The organism is Actinomycetota bacterium (assembly GCA_030018275.1).
GTDB lineage: Bacteria > Actinomycetota > Aquicultoria > Subteraquimicrobiales > Subteraquimicrobiaceae > Subteraquimicrobium.
Genome location: JASEGB010000005.1, coordinates 55923 through 79761, shown reverse-complemented (window position 1 = coordinate 79761; position 23839 = coordinate 55923). Strand labels below are relative to the sequence as shown.

Annotated in this window: 20 protein-coding genes and 1 tRNA gene; all 21 read right to left on the bottom strand. The window is 46.3% G+C overall.

Annotated features, from left to right (window positions below):
- Nucleotides 1-23: 23 nt before the first annotated feature.
- Complete coding sequence (locus QMD66_03275; GenBank protein ID MDI6821884.1) at nucleotides 24-1049, bottom strand: glycosyltransferase family 4 protein; 1026 nt, start codon at nucleotides 1047-1049, stop codon at nucleotides 24-26.
- The gene (locus QMD66_03270) at nucleotides 1046-2236 is read right to left on the bottom strand and encodes a cofactor-independent phosphoglycerate mutase (GenBank protein ID MDI6821883.1); all 1191 of its coding nucleotides are present in this window, start codon (nucleotides 2234-2236) and stop codon (nucleotides 1046-1048) included. Before QMD66_03270 ends, QMD66_03275 begins: the two co-directional genes overlap by 4 nt.
- A gap of 96 nt (nucleotides 2237-2332) precedes the next feature.
- On the bottom strand, nucleotides 2333-3382 hold the full coding sequence (gene thrC / locus QMD66_03265; GenBank protein MDI6821882.1) for a threonine synthase: 1050 nt from the start codon (nucleotides 3380-3382) through the stop codon (nucleotides 2333-2335).
- On the bottom strand, nucleotides 3375-4670 hold the full coding sequence (locus QMD66_03260; GenBank protein MDI6821881.1) for a homoserine dehydrogenase: 1296 nt from the start codon (nucleotides 4668-4670) through the stop codon (nucleotides 3375-3377). The genes thrC and QMD66_03260 overlap by 8 nt, the downstream gene beginning before the upstream one ends.
- 158 nt (nucleotides 4671-4828) lie before the next feature.
- The gene (lysA, locus tag QMD66_03255) at nucleotides 4829-6130 is read right to left on the bottom strand and encodes a diaminopimelate decarboxylase (GenBank protein MDI6821880.1); all 1302 of its coding nucleotides are present in this window, start codon (nucleotides 6128-6130) and stop codon (nucleotides 4829-4831) included.
- 82 nt (nucleotides 6131-6212) lie between these two features.
- On the bottom strand, nucleotides 6213-7058 hold the full coding sequence (locus QMD66_03250; GenBank protein MDI6821879.1) for a deoxyribonuclease IV: 846 nt from the start codon (nucleotides 7056-7058) through the stop codon (nucleotides 6213-6215).
- A gap of 56 nt (nucleotides 7059-7114) precedes the next feature.
- The gene (gene argS, locus QMD66_03245; GenBank protein MDI6821878.1) at nucleotides 7115-8782 is read right to left on the bottom strand and encodes an arginine--tRNA ligase; all 1668 of its coding nucleotides are present in this window, start codon (nucleotides 8780-8782) and stop codon (nucleotides 7115-7117) included.
- Between the two features lie 67 nt (nucleotides 8783-8849).
- Nucleotides 8850-10376, bottom strand: coding sequence for a GAF domain-containing protein (locus QMD66_03240; GenBank protein ID MDI6821877.1), 1527 nt, complete (start codon nucleotides 10374-10376; stop codon nucleotides 8850-8852).
- An 82-nt stretch (nucleotides 10377-10458) separates the two neighbouring features.
- Nucleotides 10459-11661: a trypsin-like peptidase domain-containing protein gene (locus tag QMD66_03235; protein MDI6821876.1), complete on the bottom strand. Its 1203-nt coding sequence runs from the start codon at nucleotides 11659-11661 to the stop codon at nucleotides 10459-10461.
- Nucleotides 11662-11954: 293 nt separating this feature from the next.
- Nucleotides 11955-12323: a hypothetical protein gene (locus QMD66_03230; GenBank protein MDI6821875.1), complete on the bottom strand. Its 369-nt coding sequence runs from the start codon at nucleotides 12321-12323 to the stop codon at nucleotides 11955-11957.
- Nucleotides 12316-13401 carry a galactose-1-phosphate uridylyltransferase gene (gene galT, locus QMD66_03225; protein MDI6821874.1) on the bottom strand — a complete coding sequence of 362 codons (1086 nt, stop codon included), beginning with the start codon at nucleotides 13399-13401 and terminating at the stop codon, nucleotides 12316-12318. Before galT ends, QMD66_03230 begins: the two co-directional genes overlap by 8 nt.
- Nucleotides 13402-13611: 210 nt before the next feature.
- A complete protein-coding gene (locus QMD66_03220; protein MDI6821873.1) occupies nucleotides 13612-14676 on the bottom strand; it encodes a GGDEF domain-containing protein in 1065 nt (354 codons plus the stop codon).
- Nucleotides 14677-14846: 170 nt separating this feature from the next.
- Nucleotides 14847-15623 carry a sugar phosphate isomerase/epimerase family protein gene (locus QMD66_03215; protein MDI6821872.1) on the bottom strand — a complete coding sequence of 259 codons (777 nt, stop codon included), beginning with the start codon at nucleotides 15621-15623 and terminating at the stop codon, nucleotides 14847-14849.
- 130 nt (nucleotides 15624-15753) lie between these two features.
- Nucleotides 15754-15829: transfer RNA gene (locus QMD66_03210), tRNA-Thr, on the bottom strand.
- A gap of 96 nt (nucleotides 15830-15925) precedes the next feature.
- On the bottom strand, nucleotides 15926-16057 hold the full coding sequence (locus QMD66_03205) for a hypothetical protein (GenBank protein MDI6821871.1): 132 nt from the start codon (nucleotides 16055-16057) through the stop codon (nucleotides 15926-15928).
- A complete protein-coding gene (locus tag QMD66_03200) occupies nucleotides 16054-16725 on the bottom strand; it encodes a stage 0 sporulation family protein (protein MDI6821870.1) in 672 nt (223 codons plus the stop codon). Before QMD66_03200 ends, QMD66_03205 begins: the two co-directional genes overlap by 4 nt.
- Before the next feature lie 5 nt (nucleotides 16726-16730).
- Nucleotides 16731-17849, bottom strand: coding sequence for a DNA polymerase III subunit delta' (gene holB, locus QMD66_03195; protein MDI6821869.1), 1119 nt, complete (start codon nucleotides 17847-17849; stop codon nucleotides 16731-16733).
- Nucleotides 17850-18109: 260 nt separating this feature from the next.
- Nucleotides 18110-18739: a dTMP kinase gene (gene tmk, locus QMD66_03190; protein ID MDI6821868.1), complete on the bottom strand. Its 630-nt coding sequence runs from the start codon at nucleotides 18737-18739 to the stop codon at nucleotides 18110-18112.
- 143 nt (nucleotides 18740-18882) lie between these two features.
- The gene (locus QMD66_03185; GenBank protein MDI6821867.1) at nucleotides 18883-20193 is read right to left on the bottom strand and encodes an MFS transporter; all 1311 of its coding nucleotides are present in this window, start codon (nucleotides 20191-20193) and stop codon (nucleotides 18883-18885) included.
- Nucleotides 20153-21124 carry a malate dehydrogenase gene (gene mdh / locus QMD66_03180; protein ID MDI6821866.1) on the bottom strand — a complete coding sequence of 324 codons (972 nt, stop codon included), beginning with the start codon at nucleotides 21122-21124 and terminating at the stop codon, nucleotides 20153-20155. Before mdh ends, QMD66_03185 begins: the two co-directional genes overlap by 41 nt.
- 6 nt (nucleotides 21125-21130) lie before the next feature.
- Entirely contained in the window at nucleotides 21131-23818 is a 2688-nt protein-coding gene (locus tag QMD66_03175) for a DNA topoisomerase I (protein MDI6821865.1), read from the bottom strand.
- Between the last annotated feature and the right edge of the window lie 21 nt (nucleotides 23819-23839).

The window sequence follows — 23839 nt, the reverse complement described above, 5'->3', positions numbered from 1 at the left end:
GTCAATCCTTCGCCCTTCGTCCATCATTTTTTGCTCAGCATCTTGCGATAAATTGATTCATAATCATCAACCATCCGGGAGACGGAAAATCTCTCCTCCACATACCGCCGGCATTTTAAGGGGTCGATTTGATCCACCTTGGCCACGGCTTCCCCCATCTCATCCAGCGTGTTTACGATAAATCCGGTTTCCTTGTCCATCACAACTTCCGGTACCGATCCAAAGGGGAAGGCGATCACCGGTGTGCCGCAAGCCATTGCTTCCGCCATCACCAAACCAAAGGGTTCAGGCCACTGCAAGGAAAATACAAATCCCTTAGCGTACTTCAAGAGTTCCTTCTTTTCATCCTCTGTTATCTCCCCCAGGAATTTAATTTGATCTCCGTCAATGTAGGGTTTCACCTTTTCCTCGAAGTAAACCATATCCTTTCCGGGATCAATTTTGCCCGCCATTATCAGCTTTATACCCGCCTTTCGAGCCACTTCCACGGCTAAATGCGGAGCTTTGAGTGGCGACATCCTACTTATATAGATATAATAATCCTTCTTCCTCTCGCTAAAGGGAAATGAGGGAACATCGATGGCATTATAGACCGTTCCGATGTAGTTCAGTTCGGGCAAAACTTTTCTCTGAGCCTCACTGATGGAATTGTAATATACCGCATCCTTAAAGGTTCGATAAAAGGGGATATTAATCTCCGTGAATATCCCATGGAGGGTGGTGAGTACGGGAGGACTGACGAAATTAGCCAAAGCAACACCAGAATAGCCAGCGTGATTGTGGATTATATCAAATTCAGATGCTCTTTTATACGCCACGGTCACATGGAGGAGATCGGGAACGGGATGTCCGAGTAACTCTCTAGAAGGTGCCTTAGGATAAACCGACTCAAGCCTGGCAGAGGTGATGGAATCCCCCGTGGCGAATAGCGTGACATCGTATCCTCTACGTACGAGTTCCTCGGTAAGCAAATAAACGATGAGTTCTGTTCCTCCATACTTGATGGGGGGAACACGTTCCCAAACGGGAGCAATCTGAGCTATTTTCAAATAACACCACCTCCTATGAATAGGTTCATCAAACGATGGCCCTCGTTTATATAGAGCGAACTCTTCCGCACTGGAAACTCGTAAAATTGGTCCATTTCATCCCTTTGATCAGTCGCTGAATAAATGGCAAAGGGGACAGGGTCGGCAACGTGTGTCCCGACCGCTATGGGTGTGAGGTGATCCGTTGCCAACAAAATCTTATGGTCCCCATAATTCTTTAAGTCCTTCAATATCGTCCCCACAAGCTTGGCGTCGAAATCCTCGATGGTCTTTATTTTGATTTCGATGTTCCGGGCATGACCAGCTTCATCGGGTGCCTCGACGTGGACGAATACAAAATCGTCTTCTTTTAAAGCCTCGAGAGCATATTCCGCTTTCGCCAGATAATCCGTATCAAAATAACCAGTTGCTCCTGGAACTTCAATGGCCTTAAGACCAGCGTAGTTGGCAATTCCTTTGATTAAATCAACTGCGGAGATGACACAACCCCGGATGCCAAACTTATGGACAAAGGTTGGCATCGAGGGGGCTTTCCCCTGTCCCCACAACCATATCATATTGGCCGGATTTTTTCCCAATCTTTTTCGCTTCTCATTGATTGGGTGATCCTCCAGAATCTCGCGGGATGCCATCATCAGCTCCCTTAAAATATCTGCCCCGGGACCATGAGGCATATTTTCCTCAATTGATTGACCCACGATGTCATGAGGAGGCACACACCTCGCGGACGAAAAATCACCTTTAATTACCACTAAATGGCGGTAACTCACACCCGAGTAAAAATGGATACCTACGCCGGCGAGTTCATTATCAATTGATTCGATTAAAATTTTGGCCTCTTCAGTCGAGATGTGACCAGCGCTGTAATCCTCCAAAACAGCATCGGCGGTGACCAAATTGCATCTGAAAGCCATTTCATCCTCTCGTAGAGGAATGCCGCGACTGGCGGCTTCCAGAGGACCTCTACCCGTATAATATTTAACGGGATCGTAACCGAGGAGAGAGAGATTAGCCACGTCACTTCCGGGATCCATACCATGGGGTATCGTCCTCACGATCCCAGTTACCCCATTTCTGGCTAAAAAATCCATATTTGGAGTTTTGGCAGCCTGTAAGGGTGTCTTACCATTCAGTTCCTTTAGGGGATAATCGCCCGCCCCATCGGGCACGAGCACCACATATTTCATACCCAATCCCTTTCCCCACAATCTCCTTTCTCAACATGGATAGCTGCTATAGGAGTTATCCTCTAGCCAGATTTCTCCCTCATCCCTCTCGCTTATTTAGAGGATGATTTTTTTGACCGCCTCGGTTGTCGCTTCAGCCTCGACTATTTCCCCACCCACCTTTACGGCAACATCTGGATCCTTAAGACCATGTCCCGTCAGAATGCAAACTACAGTTGCCCCCGACTCGATCCTTCCAAGCTTGGTGAACTTTCTCACCCCAGCCAGCGATGCCGCCGAGGCGGGCTCCACAAATATACCCTGTTCGGAGGCGAGTATTTGGTAGGCAGAAAGTATCTCATCGTCGCTAACCATCTCTATCCACCCGCCGGAAGAGGATGCGGCTTCCACGGCCTCTTTCCACCTGGCTGGATTTCCAATTCTGATCGCTGTGGCGATCGTCTCCGGTTTTTCTATGGGATAACCCCTAACAATCGGAGCTGCCCCTTCAGCCTGAAAACCGATCATCTTGGGAAGCCTCTTGATCCTTCCAGCTTTAAAATAATCCCGGAAACCCATCCAATAGGCGGTGATGTTTCCCGCATTTCCCACGGGAATGGCAAGATAATCTGGGGCTTCGCCTAGGACATCGCAGATTTCAAAAGCGCCGGTTTTCTGCCCCTCAAGACGATAGGGATTTAAAGAATTGACCAAAGTTATGGGATGTTTACCGGTTATTTCTCGAACAATTTTGAGGGCACTATCAAAATTTCCTCCTATGGCTACCACCTTGGCACCATGTACCAATGCCTGGGCTAGCTTTCCCAAAGCTATTTTCCCTTCGGGTATGACCACAATGCACTTAAGTCCCCCTTTGGCTGCATAAGCCGCGGCTGAAGCCGAGGTGTTACCCGTTGACGCACACATAACCGCAACGGCCTTCTCCTCCAGTGCCTTGCTTATGGCCATGGTCATTCCCCTATCTTTAAAGGAGCCTGTGGGGTTTAGACCTTCGTACTTCAGGAAGATTCGTAAACCCAAATTCTCGCTTAGTTCTTGTGCGTAAATGAGGGGGGTGTTTCCTTCCAGCAGAGTGCAAACGGGGGTTTTCTCGGTAACGGGGAGAAAATCACGATATTCTTCGATAACTCCTCTCCAACTAACCACCTCGAGGACCCTCCACTCTGATTACGTTGCAAATTTCATTTACTACCTCTAGTTCGGTTATTTCGCTTAGGGATGCTCGAAGGTTTTTCTCTCGAACTCGATGGGTGATGAACATGAGCTCTGCATTTGGTCCCCTCGGTCCTTTCTGAATGACGCTTGCCAAACTGACATCATTATCTCCAAAAGCCTTGGCGATCTTGGCCAACACGCCGGGTTTATCGACAACATTCATCAACAGATAATAACTGGTCTCAATGTCATCTATGGATCGAATTTTCTTGCTTTCAAAGCAGGTACATCCAATTATGCCGCCTCGTCCATATTGAAGATTTCGAGCTGCATCGATTATATCCCCCACCACAGCGGAGGCTGCGGGCATAGAACCCGCTCCTTGTCCAAAGAACATCACCTCACCTACGGCATCACCCTCTACAAAAATAGCATTATATACTCCTTTGACAGCGGCAAGAGGGTGACTTAAAGGAATCATGGTGGGATGGACCCTCACGTCTAACTCTCCATTTTCCTCCTTAGCTAGAGCGATTAACTTTATGGTATAGCCGATTTCCTGTGCATAGGCGATATCGCTTAAAGAAACCTTTGAGATTCCCTCGGTAAACACTTCAGAAGCCACCACACGACTGTTAAAAGCAATAGAAGCCAAAATGGCTATTTTCGCCGCAGCGTCGTGCCCTTCTACATCCGCTGATGGATCTCTTTCCGCATATCCCCTTCGCTGTGCCTCTTTCAATGCTTGCTCAAATGGAAGACCTTCTTCCGCCATCTTAGTCAGAATGAAATTGGTAGTGCCATTGACCACCCCCATCACCTTCAATATCTTGTTTCCCGCCAGGCACTCTTTTAAGGGTCGGATGATGGGAATTCCTCCACCCACACTGGCTTCAAAATAAACATCGACGCCACATCCATCAGCGGCTTCCAGTATTTCCTCTCCATAATTGGCGAGAAGCTCCTTGTTCGCGGTTACCACTTGTTTTCCTTTGTGGATAGCTTGAAGAATGAAGCTTTTAGCGGGTTCAATTCCTCCTATTACCTCCACCACGATGTCGATTTGGGGATCATTCAAAATCAAGGAGACGTCTTTGACAAGCAGGTTCATAGCCCCAAGAGCCTCCACTTTTAAGACATCCTTTTCTAAAATGGCTTTGATCTTCAACTCCGCTCCGACCTTGCTTCGAAAGTTCTCTCTATGGGTGGTTAAAACCTTAAAAACACCAGAGCCTACAGTTCCCAATCCGAGGAGACCGATGTTTATCTCTTTCTTCATCTCTCATCCCTTCTTACTAGTTAGTTCAGTTCACCGTTCAGGATTCACAGTAATTATATTTTAAACTAGTTTGGCAAAAAGCTTTATTAATACTCCAGCAGCGGAGTTATGTCCAGGGTTAAAGTGTTACCAATGTATCGTGAACATTGCAGTTAATTTCACAGTAGTTCTTCCAACCTCAGTAGATCCTCGTAAGTTTCTCGGCGGATTATCGTCCTAGCCCTTCCGTCCTTAACCAAAACCACTGGAGGACGTGGTTGTTTATTGTAGTTGTTGGCCATCACATAACCATAAGCGCCAGTAGCCGGAGTGCACAAAATATCTCCTACCTCCACTTCAGGGAGTATAGCATCCTTAATGAGGATATCCCCGGATTCGCAGTGTTTTCCAGCGATGGTAACTTTGACCGAGGGCTTAGAACTGGCTTTATTGGCGATTATTGCCTCGTAGACGGCATCGTAAAGCATGGGGCGAAGGTTATCGGACATCCCACCATCCACAGAGATATAGGTTCTTACCCCTGGTATCATCTTTATTGTTCCGATGGTATACAATGTCACACCGGCATTTCCCACGATGGAACGTCCTGGCTCGATCATGATTTTGGGAATGGGTAGACCCAACCTCTTTGCCTCCTCACGAATACCTCCCACTATGACCTCCGCATACTCATCGATGGTGGAAGGTTCATCCGTGGCTTCATATTTGATGCCCAAACCGCCTCCGGCATTGAGCTCCCTAACCTCGAATCCAGTCTCGTCCAACACCTGCTTCACGAATTCCATGATGAGTTCGATCGCTTTGGCATAGGAGTGGAGGGCGAAGATTTGAGAACCTATATGAGTGTGAAGTCCCGTTAGATTTACACTCTTCATGACCAGTGCCTTCTTCACCGCATTGAGGGCAGTGCCATTCACCAGACCAAAGCCGAATTTCGAATCCACCTGACCCGTTTGGATATAGCTATGGGTAGTGACCGTAATACCCGGTGTGATTCGAAGAAAGATGCGAGGCTTCTTTCCCTTCTTTACAGCCATTTCATCCAGTAATTCCAATTCACTTTCACTATCAACAATGATGCAACCCACATCATGGTCGAGAGCGAGATTTAGCTCCTCTGGTGTCTTGTTGTTTCCATGAATGTATATCTTTTTTGGGGGAAATTTCGCCTTTATGGCGATGTATAGCTCGCCTCCGGAGGAAACATCGAGGGAAAGTCCCTCTTCCTTGATTATCTGGCACATGGCTAGAGAAAGGAGGGCTTTGCCAGCGTAAATGATTTCAACATTCTCTGAGCGCTTCGTGAAGGCTCCGAGGTACTCGCGGCACTTCCGTCTAATGGTCTCCTCGTCCATAACGAATAAAGGGGTGCCAAACCGCTGAGCGAGCTCTACGGTATCGCAACCACCGATCTCCAGATGATTTCTCTCATTGATCTTGGCCGTTATCGGAAGAACCACTAAATCTCACCCGCATCATCTTAATTTTGGATTTTCCCAGTTTAACATAGGAAATTAAAATAGTAAAGAACATCAATTCTTGTTACCTGTGGTTGACCAGGCTCTTTAAGATAGACAAATTCCTCACATCGTCCTCGTAAGTCATCCTTGGTGTCTCCAAGATACAGGGCAAACCCTTAAGCTCGGGGCGATTTACAATTCCTTTGAATCCCTCCAAGCCAATAAAGCCCCAGCCAATGTGCTCGTGTCGGTCGATGCGAGATGCCAGAGGAGCCCTGCAATCATTGGCGTGAAGGACTTTCAATCTTTCCAACCCCACCATCTCATCGAAGGATGAAAGGGTCCTTTCCAATCCAACTTCGGTGGAAACATCGTACCCGGCGGCAAATCCATGGCAGGTATCGAAGCAAACTCCAATCCGATTACTCCAACTGAGCTCACTTAAAATGAACCTGAGCTCCTCAAATGTTGAACCGAGGGCATATTTTTGACCCGCGGTATTCTCAAGAAGAATTTGCCCTTTAAAATCGTCTCTTTCCAGTATGTGAGCTAAAGCTCGGCTAACTCCAAGAAGACCATTTTCTTTGCCCGCACCGCGGTGACTTCCAACGTGGAATATCAAATATGCCGCTTGGAGTTGCCTCGCCCTGCGGGTGGCCTCGCTCATTAGGTCAATGGATTTGATATAAACGGATTCAATGGGGGAACCCAGGTTAACCAGATATGGGAGGTGAAGTATTAGGGGTTCTATCTCGGCCTTCTCCCGTCGAATTTTGAATTCCTCCAAATCCGCTTCTGGAATCTTCGGACTTTGCCAACTCCTGGGGTTGCCGGAGAAAATCTGCATGGCTTGACAGCCCCTTTTAGCTGCCCTGTCAACAGCGAGATAAATTTTGCCCGCGATGGAAACATGTGCCCCAAATCTCATTTCCCATCGATGGTTACATCTGGACTAGTGTTAACCCATCTTGTTAATAATACAGGTTACATTTTCCGTGGCGCGCTGACTCCCAGGAGGGTTAGAACGTTTCGCAATACTATCCGGGTACATCGAGTTAAAGTCAATCTTGCCTGGGTCAAGTCCCTATCCCCGCTTATCACTCGACATTGAGTGTAGAAGACATGAAAAAGGGAGGCCAGATCCTCAGCATATCTGGTTAAGATATGAGGCGTACATTGCAACGCTGCTCTCTCCACAACTTCCCCAAACTCCGCCAATTTACGCATCAAGTCCAATTCCGATTCATGAACCAAAAGTTCCAAGTCAACTTCACTGGCGGGTAAAGGGGTTATTCCTTTCTCACGGGCGAAATCCATTATGCTGCAGATACGAGCATGGGCATACTGCACATAATATACGGGATTCTCAGTGGATTGCCTCTTAGCAAGCTCGATATCGAAATCCAAGGGACTGTCGGTGCTTCTGGTAAGGAAAAAGTAGCGAGCAGCATCTCTTCCCACTTCTTGGAGCAATTCCTCCAGGGTCACCATCTCCCCAGTGCGTTTGGACATCCGCACCGGTTCGCCGCTTTTATAGAGATTGACCAATTGACCGATGATTACCTCCAGAACATCCTCGGGGTATCCCAAGGCCTTTATCGCCGCCTTCATACGGGGCACATATCCATGATGATCCGCTCCCCAAAGGTTTATGACCTTTTCAAAACCTCGTTCAAACTTGTTCCTGTGATAGGCTATATCGGCGGCGAAATAGGTGGGCTCGCCGCTTTCTCGTATCAATACCCTATCCTTATCGTCTCCAAAGGTAGTTGTCCTAAGCCACAGGGCTCCATCCCTCTCATAAACATGGCCCCGTTTCCTTAGCTCCCTAACCGTCATGTTCACCGCTCCAGATCGATGGAGATCGCTTTCGGAAAACCATACGTCAAAGTCCACGCCCATATCATGTAGGACCTTCTTCATATGCTCTAAAACCTGAACGTAAGCACGCTCTCTGAAAAGCTCTTCTCTTTCTTCCTCCGAAAGATTAAGATATTTGTCGCTCTCCTCTTCTATGATCTCTCGAGCGATATCCCTTATGTATTCTCCCCGATAACCATCCTCGGGGAAGGATATATCCCTTCCCAGGAGCTGATAATATCTAACAGCCACGGATTTTCCGAAGACATTCATTTGAGTCCCGTAATCATTTATATAGAATTCACGAGTGACTTCATAGCCCAAAGCGACCATGATGTTGGCTAAGGTATCCCCCACCGCAGCCCAACGACCGTGTCCCACGTGCATGGGACCAACCGGATTGGCGCTCACGAATTCTATCTGCACCTTCTGTCCCTGACCCAAATTGGAGTGTCCATATCCCTCTCCCAGAGCATCGACTTCCTTGAGAACCTCGTATAGCCATCGATTACTCAGGAAAAAATTGATGAATCCTCCTCCAGCGACCTCGACCTTTGTGAGAAAATGTTGCTTATCGTCGAGGTATTTGAGAATGGTTCGAGCGATATCGAGGCTTGAGAGCTTCGCCTCGCTGGCCAGAACCATGGCCACATTTGTGGCCCAATCACCGAATATCTTCTCCTTCGGTCGCTCGAGGACAATCTCCGGAACCTCACCTATTTTGAGTTCTCCAGCTGCTTTAGCCCTCTCTATGCTTAAAGAAATTAAATCCTTTAGCCTTTCCTTGATCATTCTTCTTCACCCGGATACATATAATGTCGAGGGAGAAAGAGGAAACTTATTTCCACACAAAGGACTTCTATTCGATTATGGATAGGAAAACTTCGACTATTTTGGGATCGAATTGCGTTCCTGAACACTTCTTAAGCTCAGCAACGGCTTGCTCCACAGTCAAAGCGGGTCTGTAAGAACGCTCCGAAGTCATCGCCTCAAAGGCATCCGCCACAGCCAATATGCGGGATCCGATGGGGATATTTTCTCCTCCCAGCTTATCCACGTAACCTCGACCATCGTATCTCTCATGATGATGGCGGATGATGGGGATAACCTGATTAAGGAAAATTATGGATTCAAGAATTCTCACGCTCTCATGTGGATGGGTCTCGATTATTTCGCGCTCCTTGGCTGTCAGAGCACCGGGTTTGAGCAGTACCCCTTCATCTATTGTTATCTTGCCCACATCATGCAAAAGTCCCGCGTATTGTAGCACTTCGATAAAGTCTCTCGCGAGACCCAACTTTCGGGCGATGGCAACGGCATAATCTGAGACCCGCTGGGAATGACCTTTGGTATAGCTCTCCCGAGCTTCAACGGTCAGGGTAAGGGCACGGATGGTATTTAAATATAAATCCTGAACCTTGGCGTAGGATCGAGCGTTTTCAATGGCAACTGCCGCCTGTTCTGCCAAAATGCTCAGCAGTTCCAAATCTTCCTCGGAAAATCTATAATCGGATTCGATGATATCCACGCTTAATACTCCTATGATTTCCTCCTTCTTCTTTAGGGGTACGCAGAGAGCGGATTTTATTTTCCTTTTCTTTCGAGTCAAGTTTTTAAAGCGGGTGTCCTTGGTTACATCGGTAAGCAGCAATGGAATTCCTTTCTCCGCCACCCAACCGGCGATTTGTTCACCCAATTTCACCTTCGCCCTCCTGATGATGTCCTCGTCCAAACCGCAAGCGGCTTCGATTGTAAGCTCTCCAGCCAGATTATCCAGAAGCATCACGGAGGATGTCTCTCCCCTCACCAGTTGTATGGCAATGCGGCAAATCAGATTCAAAAGCTCATTAAGATCGAGAACGGAATTGATCGCCTTTCCAATCTCAACGATACTAAAGAACTCCGTTGTTTCCAGCCCGATTCTTTCCCTAAGTTTGTTTGTTTCAATGGACAAGGCCGCCTGACCAGCGAGGGCTGAAAGGAATCGCTCATCATCTTGGCTTAAAGGATGAAGAGAGCAAACGAGAAGTGCTCCCATGGCTTTATCCTTAAGGCGGAGGGGAGCGGATATACAGAAAAGCTCTTCCCCCACGAGGAAGTCATCAGTCCTTCGGATTGGAGACATTTTTTCAATCGCCTCCAAGGTGATGCGCTTCTCCAGATTCATGAAATGGTCATCATCGGTTCCGGGACCAATTTCCGCTACCCTGGTTAAGTTTCCCTTCTCATCCCAGAGGGTAAAGGTGCAAATGGATGCCCCGAGAGCATTCACCGTCTCTGCCACGAGCGCCTTTGAAAAATCGCCCAATTCAGGCAGCTCTCGAAGTGCCTCATTCACCTGATATATGGCATTGAGCTTTAAATTGGCATCTTCCACTGAACTCACTCCATCGAATCCTTAAGTTTCACCCCGACCATAGTATTAACCCATCTTGTTAATAATACATCTTAAGTTTCGGCTTACATACCTAAAATCTTCGAGGTTTCTCCGCCAATGTCAACTGCACAGTTGTCTTCTTATCATCACGAAGGTAAGTCACCTTTACCTTGTCTCCAACCTCTTTGCTCCTTATGGCTTCAATGAGCTCATCCATATTCTTAATGGGTTTGCCATCGAAGACGATGATGATATCGCCTCGCTCAAGTCCCACCTCTCCAGCGGGACTATCCTCAACTACCTCTACGATGATTGCTCCATGATCTACCTTTAATCCATGCTTCTTGGCGTATTCTTTATCCACCGTTTGACCTAAGATACCGATATAGGGGTGGCTCACCTTTCCCTTCTTGATGAGCTGATTTGCTACATCGATGGCCGTATCTATGGGGGTGGCAAAACCTATGCCCTGATAGCCCCCCGTGGTGGAATATATCAGTGTATTAATCCCTATGACCTGTCCCTTGGAATTACACAGAGCTCCTCCACTATTGCCGGGATTTATGGCCGCATCGGTCTGTATGAGGTTGGTGAAGGTCTTTACCACCTCCTTATGGGGATCGGCTGTGGATATCGTCCTATTTAAAGCGCTGATGACCCCCGCAGTTACGGTGTGTTCGAAACCAAAGGGACTTCCGATGGCCACCGCCAACTCCCCGACCTTTACATCCTTGACGGAACCAAGCTCAGCGGCGGGTAGGTTTTTCTTATCCACTTTGACCACTGCCAAATCGGTTTCTGGGTCCACCCCCAAAACGGTGCCCTTGATATCTTCCTCGGTACCTATGGTTACCCAAATCTCCTTGGCATCTTCGATTACATGATAGTTGGTCAAAATATATCCATCCTTTCTGAAGATAACCCCTGAGCCAATGCCCTTTGCCACCATATCCTCGTGGAAAAGGTCGGACATGATCATCTTGGTTCTGATGTTAACCACGGAGGGCTGAACCTTTTGAGCCACGGCAACCACGGGGTCGGAGGTGCTGAATATCTTGATCTTCTGTAATGGGGGTTCGTACCTCAGGCTGAGCGAAGATGGCTCTAGATATTTTCCACTAAGGAGTTTGAGGGGATCCACTCCAAACACATAGGGAACCACAAAGGAGGCTATGATTCCCCCAATGATGGCACTTATCAAAGCAACCATTAAAAAGGCCAGACCAATCAGTAAAACTTTGGATGTCCTCTGGGTTGGTTGTGGAGGAACTTCATTCTGCATCAATCCAAGCATTCCAAAAACCCTCCCGAAAAATAAATTCGTCTAACCAGTATATTAAGTTTAAGCTGTATTGGTCACAGACATTGGTTACACTTACATGGTTCACAGTTCACAGTTCACAGTTCACAGTAATTATATCAAGATTAAGTTCACATTTTTAGGACGGGGTATCCTGGAGAGTGCATCTTAAGAGAACCGTTAAGCCCCGACTCGTCGGGGCAGCAGCTAGCACTCGGAAGGATGCCCCAAACAAATATAAGCTGTTACCAATGTGCGTGAACATTGCATCCAACTCATCAAGTTCATCACTCTTTTATCCCCTTGTTGAGGAGCATCGCTAGAATTGCCAATCTTTCTCCCCGCACATTGAGGGCTTTAACAAATCTTTTAATGAGATTTCTCGCCTCTAAGCTGGGATTATAAGCATATAGGGGAGGGACATCGCGTTCTACGGTGAGGATGCCCTTATCCGCCAAATCGTTTAGATTTTTCTCAACCTCCCACTCCCTTCTCCCTATATGAGCAGCTATATTTCCTGGTATATCCTTCACTTCGGGATGCTTCTCGAAGAAAACTAGCAAATCCCACTCGGTAAAAGAGTCGATATATCTCTCGATGAATTCTTCAATCTTTTTGTCCAAGGTAACCAACATTGAAGAAACTTCCCTAAACACTCATTTCCCTCAAGTACTCAGCCACATTTTCAGGAGTGGCGATGTTAATCATGATTCCCGTGCCCATTTCAAATCCAGCGGCTGTAGATAACTTTGGGAGGATTTCGATATGCCAATGATATACCCGAGGAATCATATCCTCTGGTCCAATTGGGGGAATTCCCATCTCTCTATGCTCTGGCCCAGGGGTTGCGGGCCTGCCATTGCCGAGGGGCGGACAGGTGTGGATAAAATAATTATATGGTGGATCGGATAATCCTTTGTAAAGTTTGCCTAAAATGGTCCTTAAAATGGAGGCTAAATCCTCAATTTCACTAAACCTTATGGTCTCGAAGGAGGGTTTGTGTTCTTTCGGCATTATCCACAGCTCAAAGGGAACTCGGGAGGCATAGGGGGCAAAGACGATATAATTTTTGCTCTCCAAGATAACACTTTTGCCCTCCTGCAACTCGTGTTCTATCATGTGACAAAAAATGCAGCTTTTTTCACGCTCAAAAAAGCTGTATGCTCCCACGAGCTCCTCCTTTATGGTTGCTGGTAAAAGTGGTACGGCGAAAACTTGAGAGTGGGGATGCTCTATCGAAGCCCCGGCTTCCCTCCCATGATTCACGATGATCAAGATATATCTTATTCGGGAATCCTCCTTTAGGGCTAAATACCGATCTCTATAGGATGAAATGATCTTCATCACCTGAGATTTCGAAAGCAATGCCAGACTTTTATAATGATCCGGACTACTTATGATGACTTCGTGTGCACCTATGGCAACCATCGATGGGTACATCCCTTCACTCACAAGTGGCTTACCATGTCTACCTGGGTATTCAGGAACAAAGGCGGGGTACTTATTGGGAACGACCCTTATTGTCCATCCAGGGGTATCCGGAAGGGTGTTTTTCGGTCGATAGGCCATGATCTCGGGGGGCGTAAGGGCCTCATTGCCGTAACAAAAGGGGCAGGCAGCCGTGGTTTCTACTTCCTCCGTTTTCACCCGAGTGAAACTTTCGGGTCGTAAAGCTCTCTCGGTGGCGATCACCACCCACCTCCCTGTGACTATATCCTGCCTCAATTCTGGCACCTCGATACACCCTCTTTTAGTCGGGAGCGAGAAGTTAGGAGTTGGCAGCAAACTCCCGACTCGGTATATAGATTAAAGCTTGCGGTTTAGCAAGTCAAAATTTAAAGCGAACCCGACATTGAGATTATTCTTTCGTCAAATAATTCCCGCAAAGGAAATGTAAATTGGACTAATAATATATGTGTGAATCTCCACTTGAGATTAAGATTATCAAATTTCTCCACTATAAAGACAAACTCTGTTTCTGCCCTCGCGCTTGGCTTTATAAAGAGCTACATTGGCAGCGTCAATGAATTCCTTCCGCGTTACGGCATCCGTGGGATATGTAGCTACTCCACAGCTTACGGTGAGGGTGCCATGGGGTTGAGTCTCTTGATGCGGGAATTCCCCCTCTTCAACCAACCTCCTGATCCTTTCGGCAACACTAAAAGCTCCCTCTTTGCCAGTCTCAGGGAGGAGAAGTGCTGGCTCTTCGCCACCGTATCTAACGGGTATATCTATATCTCTTGTGTTATTTTTTAACAGCCGCCCCAGCAACTGAAGAATCTTGTCGCCATTGGTAGAACCGTGTAGGTCGTTATAGTTTCTAAAATGATCGATGTCAAACACCAACAATGATAATTTAGTTCCATAACGTTCGGTTCGTTTAATCTCCTCATTCAGACGCTCTTGAAAATAACTTAAATTATATAGCCCGGTTAAATCATCAATACAAATTAACTCCTCCACCTTGCTCTCGAGCTTCTCCATCTCTCTTGTCCGCCTTAGGTAAGTCCGCCTCTCCCGCCTACTTTGAACGCCCACATACATAGCGGTTACAAAGAAGAGAACGAGCGCCGATGAAACCCGATAGGCGAAGGCACTTAACGGAAATAGCTGACGTTTTATGAGAATGATGAAAACATACCCAAAACTTTCAGAGAAGGTGGCCATCACAATTTGAGGTAAATCATAGCGCAAAGCGATGGAAATCAAAGAAAGAACGATCAAAAGATGAAAAGGACTATGAATTCCCCCCGTGTAATGCACAAAGAGTAAAATAAGCAGAGCATCCACGAGGGAGATAAAATAGCTCGAAGAAAGGCTGATCTTCTCTTGACCTTGGACATACAGGAAAACCCCAATGCTATGAAGAATGGCAAAGAATCCCAAGGCAAGGATGGGGAATAAATTTATCTTAGCTTCCGGATACAATGGGGAAAGGAAGGCACAGGCTAAAATGGCTATCCATCTTATCGTGGCCAAATTTCTCTCCCAATAAAGGAGTTCTTCCACTTTCCTCTCTCCACTAAATCTTCAGATTTCCAGCGACTTTACACCCAGAATCTTCTTGAGAGCCATCAAATGGCTGCAGGTCCCATGCTCATCAAAGAAGGAACAACTGCAAGTCAAATTCCCCCTCTTCAGAATTATGGTGTAGGTGCGACTTTGAAAAAATGAAAGAATTATGACGTCCACAACTGCCTTACCTTATCTCGACTCATCAGCAAATAATCGCGATCATGGGAAAAAATCTCCAAGGTTATAGTATCGTTATATTGGTATCCTTTAAGCAAGCGAATTATTTCCTTCCAATTTATGTTTCCCGCCCCGATGGGTAAATGTAAATCGTCCTCCCCGCCCTTATTGTCGGAGATATGAACGTGCTTCAATCGATCGGAGAAAAGCCTTAAGAACTCCTCAGTTTGATTCCTTCCAGTGAATAGGTTTGCATGTCCAACATCGAGATTGAATCCTATCTGCGGTATTGCATCCAAAACTTTCGAAATTCCAGTGCCTTTGGAGAAAGCGCCTCCGAAGTGCTCCACGAGGATTTTTATCCCATAATCCTGAGCCCTTTGGGCTAACTTAGATAGAACTTCGATGTTATTCTCAATTAATTGATTCTCAGGTAAAAAGCAGACCAATTTATGATCGAGATGGACACTCATCTTTCGAGCCCCAAGCCTTGCAAAGACCTCCAAACATCTCATCAATTCTTCATAAGAAGCTTGTCTTAGATTAGGGAAAGGTGAAGCAATAGCCAAAAATGGGGAAGTATGGCCCACTATATCCACTTTATGCTCTTCAAGGACTTTTTGGATTCCCTCCACATCGATGTCCAGTGCATAGGCTCTGGTGGGCTCCAGGGTCAAATCCACAAAATCAAAATCATTTTCACCGATCCATCTTATTTCCTGGATTGGGTCTCTAGCAGGATGATTCATTACCCCTAATTTCATTTCACTTCTTAACCCTTCCTTGTGCCCACAGAAAAATAAAGTACTTCATTTGTCAGCGGGTTTATGATTTGTAAAGATCTCTCTCTAAGATCAGAGAGGTCGTAAAGAAAATCTGGGAGTAAAAAGATTATGGAGCCGGATGCCGGATTCGAACCGGCGACCTACGCATTACGAGTGCGTCGCTCTACCAACTGAGCTAATCCGGCCTTTCGGTTGCAAGATTCAAGTCGCAAGTCACAGGATTAAAAATATGGATTTTCAGATACTTTCACCATGCGACATGTAGCCTGAAACCTGCGACATTAATCGGCTTCTTTGACTTCAGCCACTGGAATTTCAAGTCTTAAGCCCTCTCCCACCTCAACTATTACCATCTCCTTGGGGACATTATAATCCACGATAGTACCCACTCCGTAAGGTGTTTCAATCTTCATTCCCCTGCGGGGGCTTTGCTCTTGAATTCCTTATACCACTCATATTCATATTTTAAACAACACATGAGCCTACCACAAATACCCGATATCTTGAGGGGATTAAGCGGTAAATCCTGCTCTTTAGCCATGCGGATGGAGACGGGCTCGAAATCGCTCAAGAATAAGGTGCAACACAACCGCCGTCCACAGGGACCGATTCCCCCAATCATCTTCGCTTCGTCCCGGACCCCGATCTGCCTGAGCTCGATTCGGGTGCGGAAAATGGATGCAAGGTCTTTGACCAGCGCTCTAAAGTCAACCCTTTCCTCAGCCGTGAAATAGAAAACTATCCTGCTTTTATCGAATACGTATTCCACGTCAACGAGCTTCATTGGAAGCCCATGCTCCTTTATCTTTTCCTCGCAGGTCTCAAAGGCTTCCTTCTCCTTGGCTCGATTCTTTTCCACCTGAGTCCTATCTTCCTGCGTTGCCTTCCTTATCACCTTCTTCAAGGGAGCGGTGAGCTCATCCTCGGGGATATCTTGGGGTAGCATAACTACCTCTCCAAATTCCAACCCTCGGGAGGTTTTGACTATTACGTTATCGCCCACCTTCAAATCCAATCTACGGGGATTGAAATAGTAGACCTTCCCGGCTTCTCTGAATACAACTCCAACGACCCTGGGCATACACTTTAAACCTCCTGCAATTTGAATAGCAACACTTCAAATGCTAAATGCATATTAACATTGAATCTCATTAACTGTTTAGTTCCTTCAATAATCTCAATGGCCTTTTGAGCCTGTGAGAGAGAAATATTCCTAGAGAGTCGTTTAAGACTCTCGATACGATCCATATTGACCAGTAAATTTTCACCCCGATATATCGGGGTAAGTATCAGCAAGTCTCGATACCATGAGGCCAAGATGTTCAATATTTCCTCAAAACCCCGACGTTCCTGGTGACTTGTCTCCCGTTTATGACGCTGATCAAGCCTCTTTCTCATGCGCATCGCATGTGCCTTGTCAAAGGCCAAATCCTCGATAGTTTCAAGTTCTTTTTTCTGTATCTCTTTGAGATCTCTCAAAGGCCTTTTAACCTCCGAGATGAGCCGTCCAGCTGCTTCAGAGAGCTCCACTGCACCTGCATCCCAAATCCTTTCGACAATATCCAAGACAATCTCTCGCCTTCTCAATCTCCATGAAGATGCAGCGAGACTTAAGGCATTTCCAAGTATTCCTCCACTAACCAAGGTTATTAACCTGGCTTGATTCCTATCCATTCCATACTTGGTCACCAATATATCCACCATCTTCGAGGAAGGGACTAATTTAAAACGGATCAGTTGGCATCGAGATACTATTGTTGGGAGAATCCCTTCCAAGTTGGCTGTGATGAGTATGAAGATCAAATCCGGAGGTGGTTCCTCAAGGGTCTTAAGGAGTGCATTAGCAGCGGGTGAGGTCATCCTATCAACCTCGTCTAGAATGCAAACCCTTATTTTTCCTTCAAAAGGTTTGAGACTGACCTCACGCTGGAGTTCACGGATTTGATCGATATTTAGGAAATTCCCCTCCGGTTCAATAAAGAAAATATCGGGGTGAGTCTCATGGTCTATCTTGATGCAGGATAGACAGCTGCCACAGCCACCATCCCTACAATTTAAAGCCGAAGCAAAAACCTTGGCTATAGTTCGCTTGCCCACTCCTGTTGGTCCCCAAAATAAATAAGCGTGACTTAACCTTCCGCTTTCGATGGCTTTTTGAAGCCAGGTAATAACCTCGGGCTGACCAACGATTTTACTCCAAATCATTTCCTATCCTATTATATCACTCGCTATATGATGCTTGGTACATAGCTCACAAATCCCGAATATTCTTCTGAAGGGGGTAGGCTAAGGAGTCCACCCCTCTTTAGATAATCACGCATAATGGTAAATTCTAAAATTATGACCCACGTACAATGGTTGATAAGCAATTTTAAATTCGATGAGCGATTAGCGATTTTAAAAATTTTGACCGATAGTCGCTAGTCGAAAGTCGCTGACCGATTTAAGGTCGCTCGTCGAAAGTTTCACCTTCTCTTGGTTCTCAAAAGGGTTTCAACCCGCTTAACGATCTCCCGATGTATCTCTTTCGGGTCCCCCAAGGCTTCCACAACATAGTATCTTTTGGGGAATTTTCTGGCCAATTCCCGATAACCTTCATGAACCTTCCGATGGAACTCGATACCCTCTCGTTCAATGCGATCGGCATAAACCTCCGTAGCCCTCCTTAGACCCTCTTCCACCGGAATGTACAGGAGAATGGTTAAATCCGGTTCGAGATCTTGAGTGGCCCACTTGTTGATGTTGAGGATATCTTCCAAGGTGAGTCCCCGCCCAAAGCCTTGATAGACGAGCGAAGAATCGATATAGCGATCGCAGATCACAATTTTCTTAAGTTTTAGAGCGGGCTTGATGACTTGAGACACATGCTGGGCGCGACCTGCGGCATAAAGCAGAACCTCGGTTCTATAGTCCATCTCCTTAAACTCGGGGTTCAATAAAATATCCCGTATTTTATCTCCGATCTGAGTACCCCCCGGCTCACGCGTGATTAGAACCCGGTAACCTCTTCCCCGCAAATAATCTGCGAGGAGTTTCATCTGAGTGCTTTTCCCGGAACCTTCCACGCCTTCGAGGGTAATAAACACTCCCACCATTTTGTACCCCAAAGCTCAAGTAAAATATTATGTAGCCTACATAATTCACGCTTAATAATTCGATAAGAGTATCCTGGAAGGATGGCTCTTAGGATCACTCCATTTATATCTAGGGCATAGTATTATATCACATTCTCTCGATCTCATTCAGAATCTGGGATTCGAAGGGAGCGATGGGCCAAAAGACCGGCTATGATCACCACCATGCCGCTCATTAAAAGTGTAACCCTGGCTCCATTGAGGTAAATAGTGTGAGCTCCCAATTTTAGTACCCTTTGTCCCACAACATCGGCTACAGCTCCGGTTAAGGCTATGGAAACAAGGAGTGATATCCTTAAGCAGGACTCGAGAGCCGTGAAGACCCTTCCCATTATCGTATCCTCAACATTTTCATGCAATAGGGTATAGGTTGAAACTGTGAGCAAAGCTAGGGCAATGCCAGCGATGAAGCTGATTATAATGGCCGATTCGTAATAGGAGATACTGGCAAAGGAGATCAAGGCGAGACCCAAAGTCAAAATGGAGGCGACAAATGATCCTCGCTTGGAAAAGTGCTTTCCTAGGAAAGCAGTGAAGATGGATCCAAGGGTCAAACCAACACCAAGCGCCGAAAGAAGGTAGCCAAAACCACCTCTTCCAATCTTTAATACCTGGTAACAGTAGATAATTCCTAAAGAATAAATGCTTCCCATGCCCAATATGGCGATTCCGATGCTCATCATCATTGAGCGAATTAAGGGGTTATTCTTCATGAATCTCAAACCATCGACTATGTCCTCCTTTATCTGGTGATATTTGATCCTCCTTGCCACATGTTCTGAAGGTGGTAAATATATCATGGTGATGGCGGCAGCCGAAATGAAGAAGGTAAAAGCATCGACGTAAAAGGCAGCGTTAGGTCCGGTAAGACGCTGGAAGAAGGGAATGTGTCCCCAAACCTTTTCCACGAGAAGAATTATCGTTGAACCAAAGGTTACTCCAAGTATCATCGTGAAATGGTTGGTGGTATAAAACAGGGAATTGGCAGTGAGAATCTGTTCCTCGTCAACAATATTGGGAATGCTGGCATCCTTCGCTGGTATAAAAAGCAGGGAAAAGGTCTCCAACACGAAGGTTATCAAATAAATTTGGAATAAATTCCTCACGAAGGGGAGCAAAACTATCAGCAAGCCGCGGATGATATCACAGGAGATCATGGTCCTTTTCCTGTTGAAGCGATCCGCTAATACACCGATGACGGAACCGAAGAAAAGTGCGGGCAAAATTTTGAATATCATGAGGGTCCCTACAGCCAGGCCAGAGCCCGAAATCTTGTAAACGAGCTCGATTAGGGCGATGATGATTATCCAATCCCCTAGGTTTGAAATTGCTTGACCGAGCCAGAGAGCGAGGAAATTCCCATTTTTCAATAATTCAAGATGAGATGGTTTCTGCCGAATTTTGCTTCGGTTCATGATGAATGATTAATCTTAAGTTTTTAATACCTTCTTTAACGGTAGCAGCAGAGGCGTGTAATGCCTTCTTCTCCGCGGAAGTTAGCTTCAATTCGATTATTCCCTCTATTCCATTTTCTCCCAGTTTTACGGGAACGCTCACGCAGACATCCTTTAAATCATATTCGCCATCGAGATATGAGCATACGGGAAGAATACGCTTTCTATCCTTGAGGATGGATTCGACCATCTCCACAACGGCTGTAGCTGGAGCATAAAAGGCACTTCCCGTCTTGAGGTAGGAAACTATTTCCGCGCCTCCCTTTCGAGTCCGCTCTATTATTCCTTTTATAACCTTTGAGGATAAGAGCTCGGTGATGGGAATCCCCGAGACCGTGGAAAAACGGGATAGAGGAACCATGGAATCTCCATGGGCTCCAAGGACCATGGCGGAAACATCCTCTACGGAGATTCCCAATTCAAGGGCGATAAAATGACTAAATCTCGCGGCATCTAGAAGACCGGACATGCCGAATACTCTATTTCTTTCAAAGCCGCTTTCCATGAAAGCCAAGTAGGTCATGATGTCCAGGGGATTGGTGACAATGAGGATCATCGATTCTGGAGCAAATTTTACGATATTCCCGGTAACGGATTTTACAATCTGTGCATTCTTTTCCAGTAAATCGAGGCGAGACATCCCGGGTTGCCTAGCAAAACCGGCGGCCACTATCACAAGTGTGGAATCACGGATATCTGCATAATTGTTGGTGCCCACAACCTTGCCATTGAAGCCCTTAAGTGGAAAAGCCTCCATCATGTCTAGAGCCTTGCCCTGAGGTATTCCCTCCAGAATATCCAGCAATACCACATCCGCCAGCTCCCTCTGAGCAATGTCAAAAGCACATGTAGCTCCCACATGTCCACTACCTATAATGCTTATTTTCCTCATCTTTCCTTAATCACTTCCCTTCTTGGTGGGACAATTGGGGTCGATACACAAAATCCAAGGTTTTGGGGATTTTCCACCCCGACTAGTTGGGGGTCTCCCAATTACCTTAATCTTCGGTGAATGGCATACCTCACAAACATCGTCTAAGGTGATGATCTCGCCATATTGGGGAAGGGGATATGCCATATTGCATTCAGGATATCCCGTGCATCCTATGAATCTTTTCTTCGATTTTTTAGCCCGAATTATCTTTAAATCCATCCCACAACGAGGGCATTTTCCAATGATTTTATCCTCTCGAATACCCTCCCTTATCTCCCCTGCAAGCGCCTCTTTTTTCCTGCCCAAATCCAGCATTGTCCTAGCGAGAATATTCCTTGAGCGATCGACCACGCTTTCCCTGGCAACCTTCCCTTCGGCTATGGCATCCATATCCTTTTCCAGCTCAGCTGTCATCTGGGGTGTGGAAATCGTGTCGGCGTGCCTCCTTAAAGCTTCGGCGACGGCCAATCCCATCTCCGTGGGGACGATGGGATCGCCATGGATATAACTCCTGTCGTAAAGATTTTTGATGATCTCATGCCTCGTCGAGTTATGGACCACAACATTATTTGAGAGAACAAAATTTGAAAAATTATTGACATTTAAAATATCATAAATATAACCGTTATAAGTTACTTTGCGAATGAATTTTACCTTCTTCGTTACCACATTCCACCCGATAATTTTCCCCTCTAACATCCGATTTTCAAGGGATTTCATGATTTCCTTTTCAATTAAGGGCGTGGATAATTTGGCGTCACAGTCGCGCCCATAGAGACGCGTCCTAATGAAGGGGGTGTCGGAAATAACTAAACTTCCACTTGCTAGTGCACAGCAAGGTACGTAGGTCAACTCCCTGCCATCGTATGCGCAAATAAGATGCCTATCCGTAGCTTTAAGACTACTTCCGTCCTCGAAAAAGATTTCGTAAACCTTTTCATCTTCTCTAAGACGCCTTCTACTAACACCATAAAACTCACTTTCAATAATCTCATTGCCATTGAAGGAAAAACATTTATACCCACCATTATTTTCTGCAACTTCTATTCTTTCATCTTCATACTGGATTTCTCCAAGATATTTACAGCTGGAGAAAAGAGTCTCAAGTTTAACATTTTCTATTCCTTGATCTCGGACAATCTTTATAGAAGTATCGCCAGTCAAACATTTAGTGCCGAGTCCAAGAGCCTCCATTTTTTGAATCAACTGCCCCTGGGTATATCGGGGTGGAGGTTGCGTCTCCTTCTCCTCCAATATGGGTTTGACGAGTTTTAACTCATCACCTTTCTTAAGAGTGGGTAATTCTTCACCCTTTTTGCGACCGTAGGGGTAAAATTCTAGCCATCCCTCATTCACCACCGCGGTACCTCGAACATTGAGGTGCTCCCCACCGGATTCGATATCGATTCTTACGCTCTGAAGCGAGGCCTCTGGAGCGAGGGTTCCAAAGAATCTACGGCATACGAGCTCGTAGACCTTCCACTCTTGAGCCTTTAAATCTTCCTTTTTGGCCAAACCCGTGGGATGAATGGGTGGATGGTCAGTGGCCTCCGTTTTTCCTCTGGTGGGAATGATCTTCTCCTGCCTGAGGATGAGATTTGCAAGATTACCCAATTCAGGACTCCCCCCCAGAATTTTTAAGATTTCATCGAAATTTAAAGAGGGGGGATAGACGGTGTTGTCCACCCGTGGGTAACTGATGAGTCCCTCCATGTACAGATTTTCGGCGATGCGCATGGCCCTTGAAGGAGATACGCCAATGGAAGCAGCGGCACTAAGAAACGCAGTGGTATTAAAAGGTGTTGGTGGTTTAAGCACCTTTCTGACCGTGGAAATATCGACGACTTTGCCCATCTTCCCCAATCTGGAAAGTACCGTCTCCGCTTCTAGCTTGTCCCAAAATCTTTCGATCTTATGAAGAGCGATAAATTGCTCAGATCCGCGGGACTCGAAGAGGGCTTTTACCAGCCAGTATGGTTTCGGTTTGTGCTCTTGCCTCTTTTTTTCCCTATCCGCGACCAGAGACAGAGTTGGGCTCTGCACCCGTCCCACGGAAAGAAACTGCCTACCCAAACGCGATGAGGCGAGGGATAAGAAACGAGTTAGTGTGGCTCCCCAAATGAGATCAATATCCTGCCTTGCTTCTCCCGCCTGAGCAAGGCTCATGTATACATCCTCGAGATTGGAAAAAGCCCTTTTGATTTCGGATTCGGTCAAGCTTGAGAATCTTGCCCTCTTCACTTTTATATTTGGGTTGACCTCCCTGATCTTATTCACCGCATCTATGCCTATCAGCTCCCCTTCGCGGTCAAAATCCGTGCTAATCACGGCAACATCTGCATCTTTTGCCACCTTTTGTAAGGCTTTAAGGATGGATTTTTGGGTGGGCACCTTGACTATGGGAGCGTCGATGAGCTTTATGGGGTCTATCTCTTGCCAGTTGTTATACTGTGCGGGGAAATCGACCTTCAAAATATGTCCCTTCAGCCCGATGCATTTCACCTGCTCTTCCCTATCATGTCCTTCGGATCCGTAGGAAAAAACATATACGGGCACATTGTGAATCATCTCAAGCTTTGCCCTCCCCTCGGAAAGGATATGGGCAATCCTTCTCGCAGCTATATTCTTTTCGCAAACGATCAACCTTGACATTTAAAATCCCTTCTATCTGAG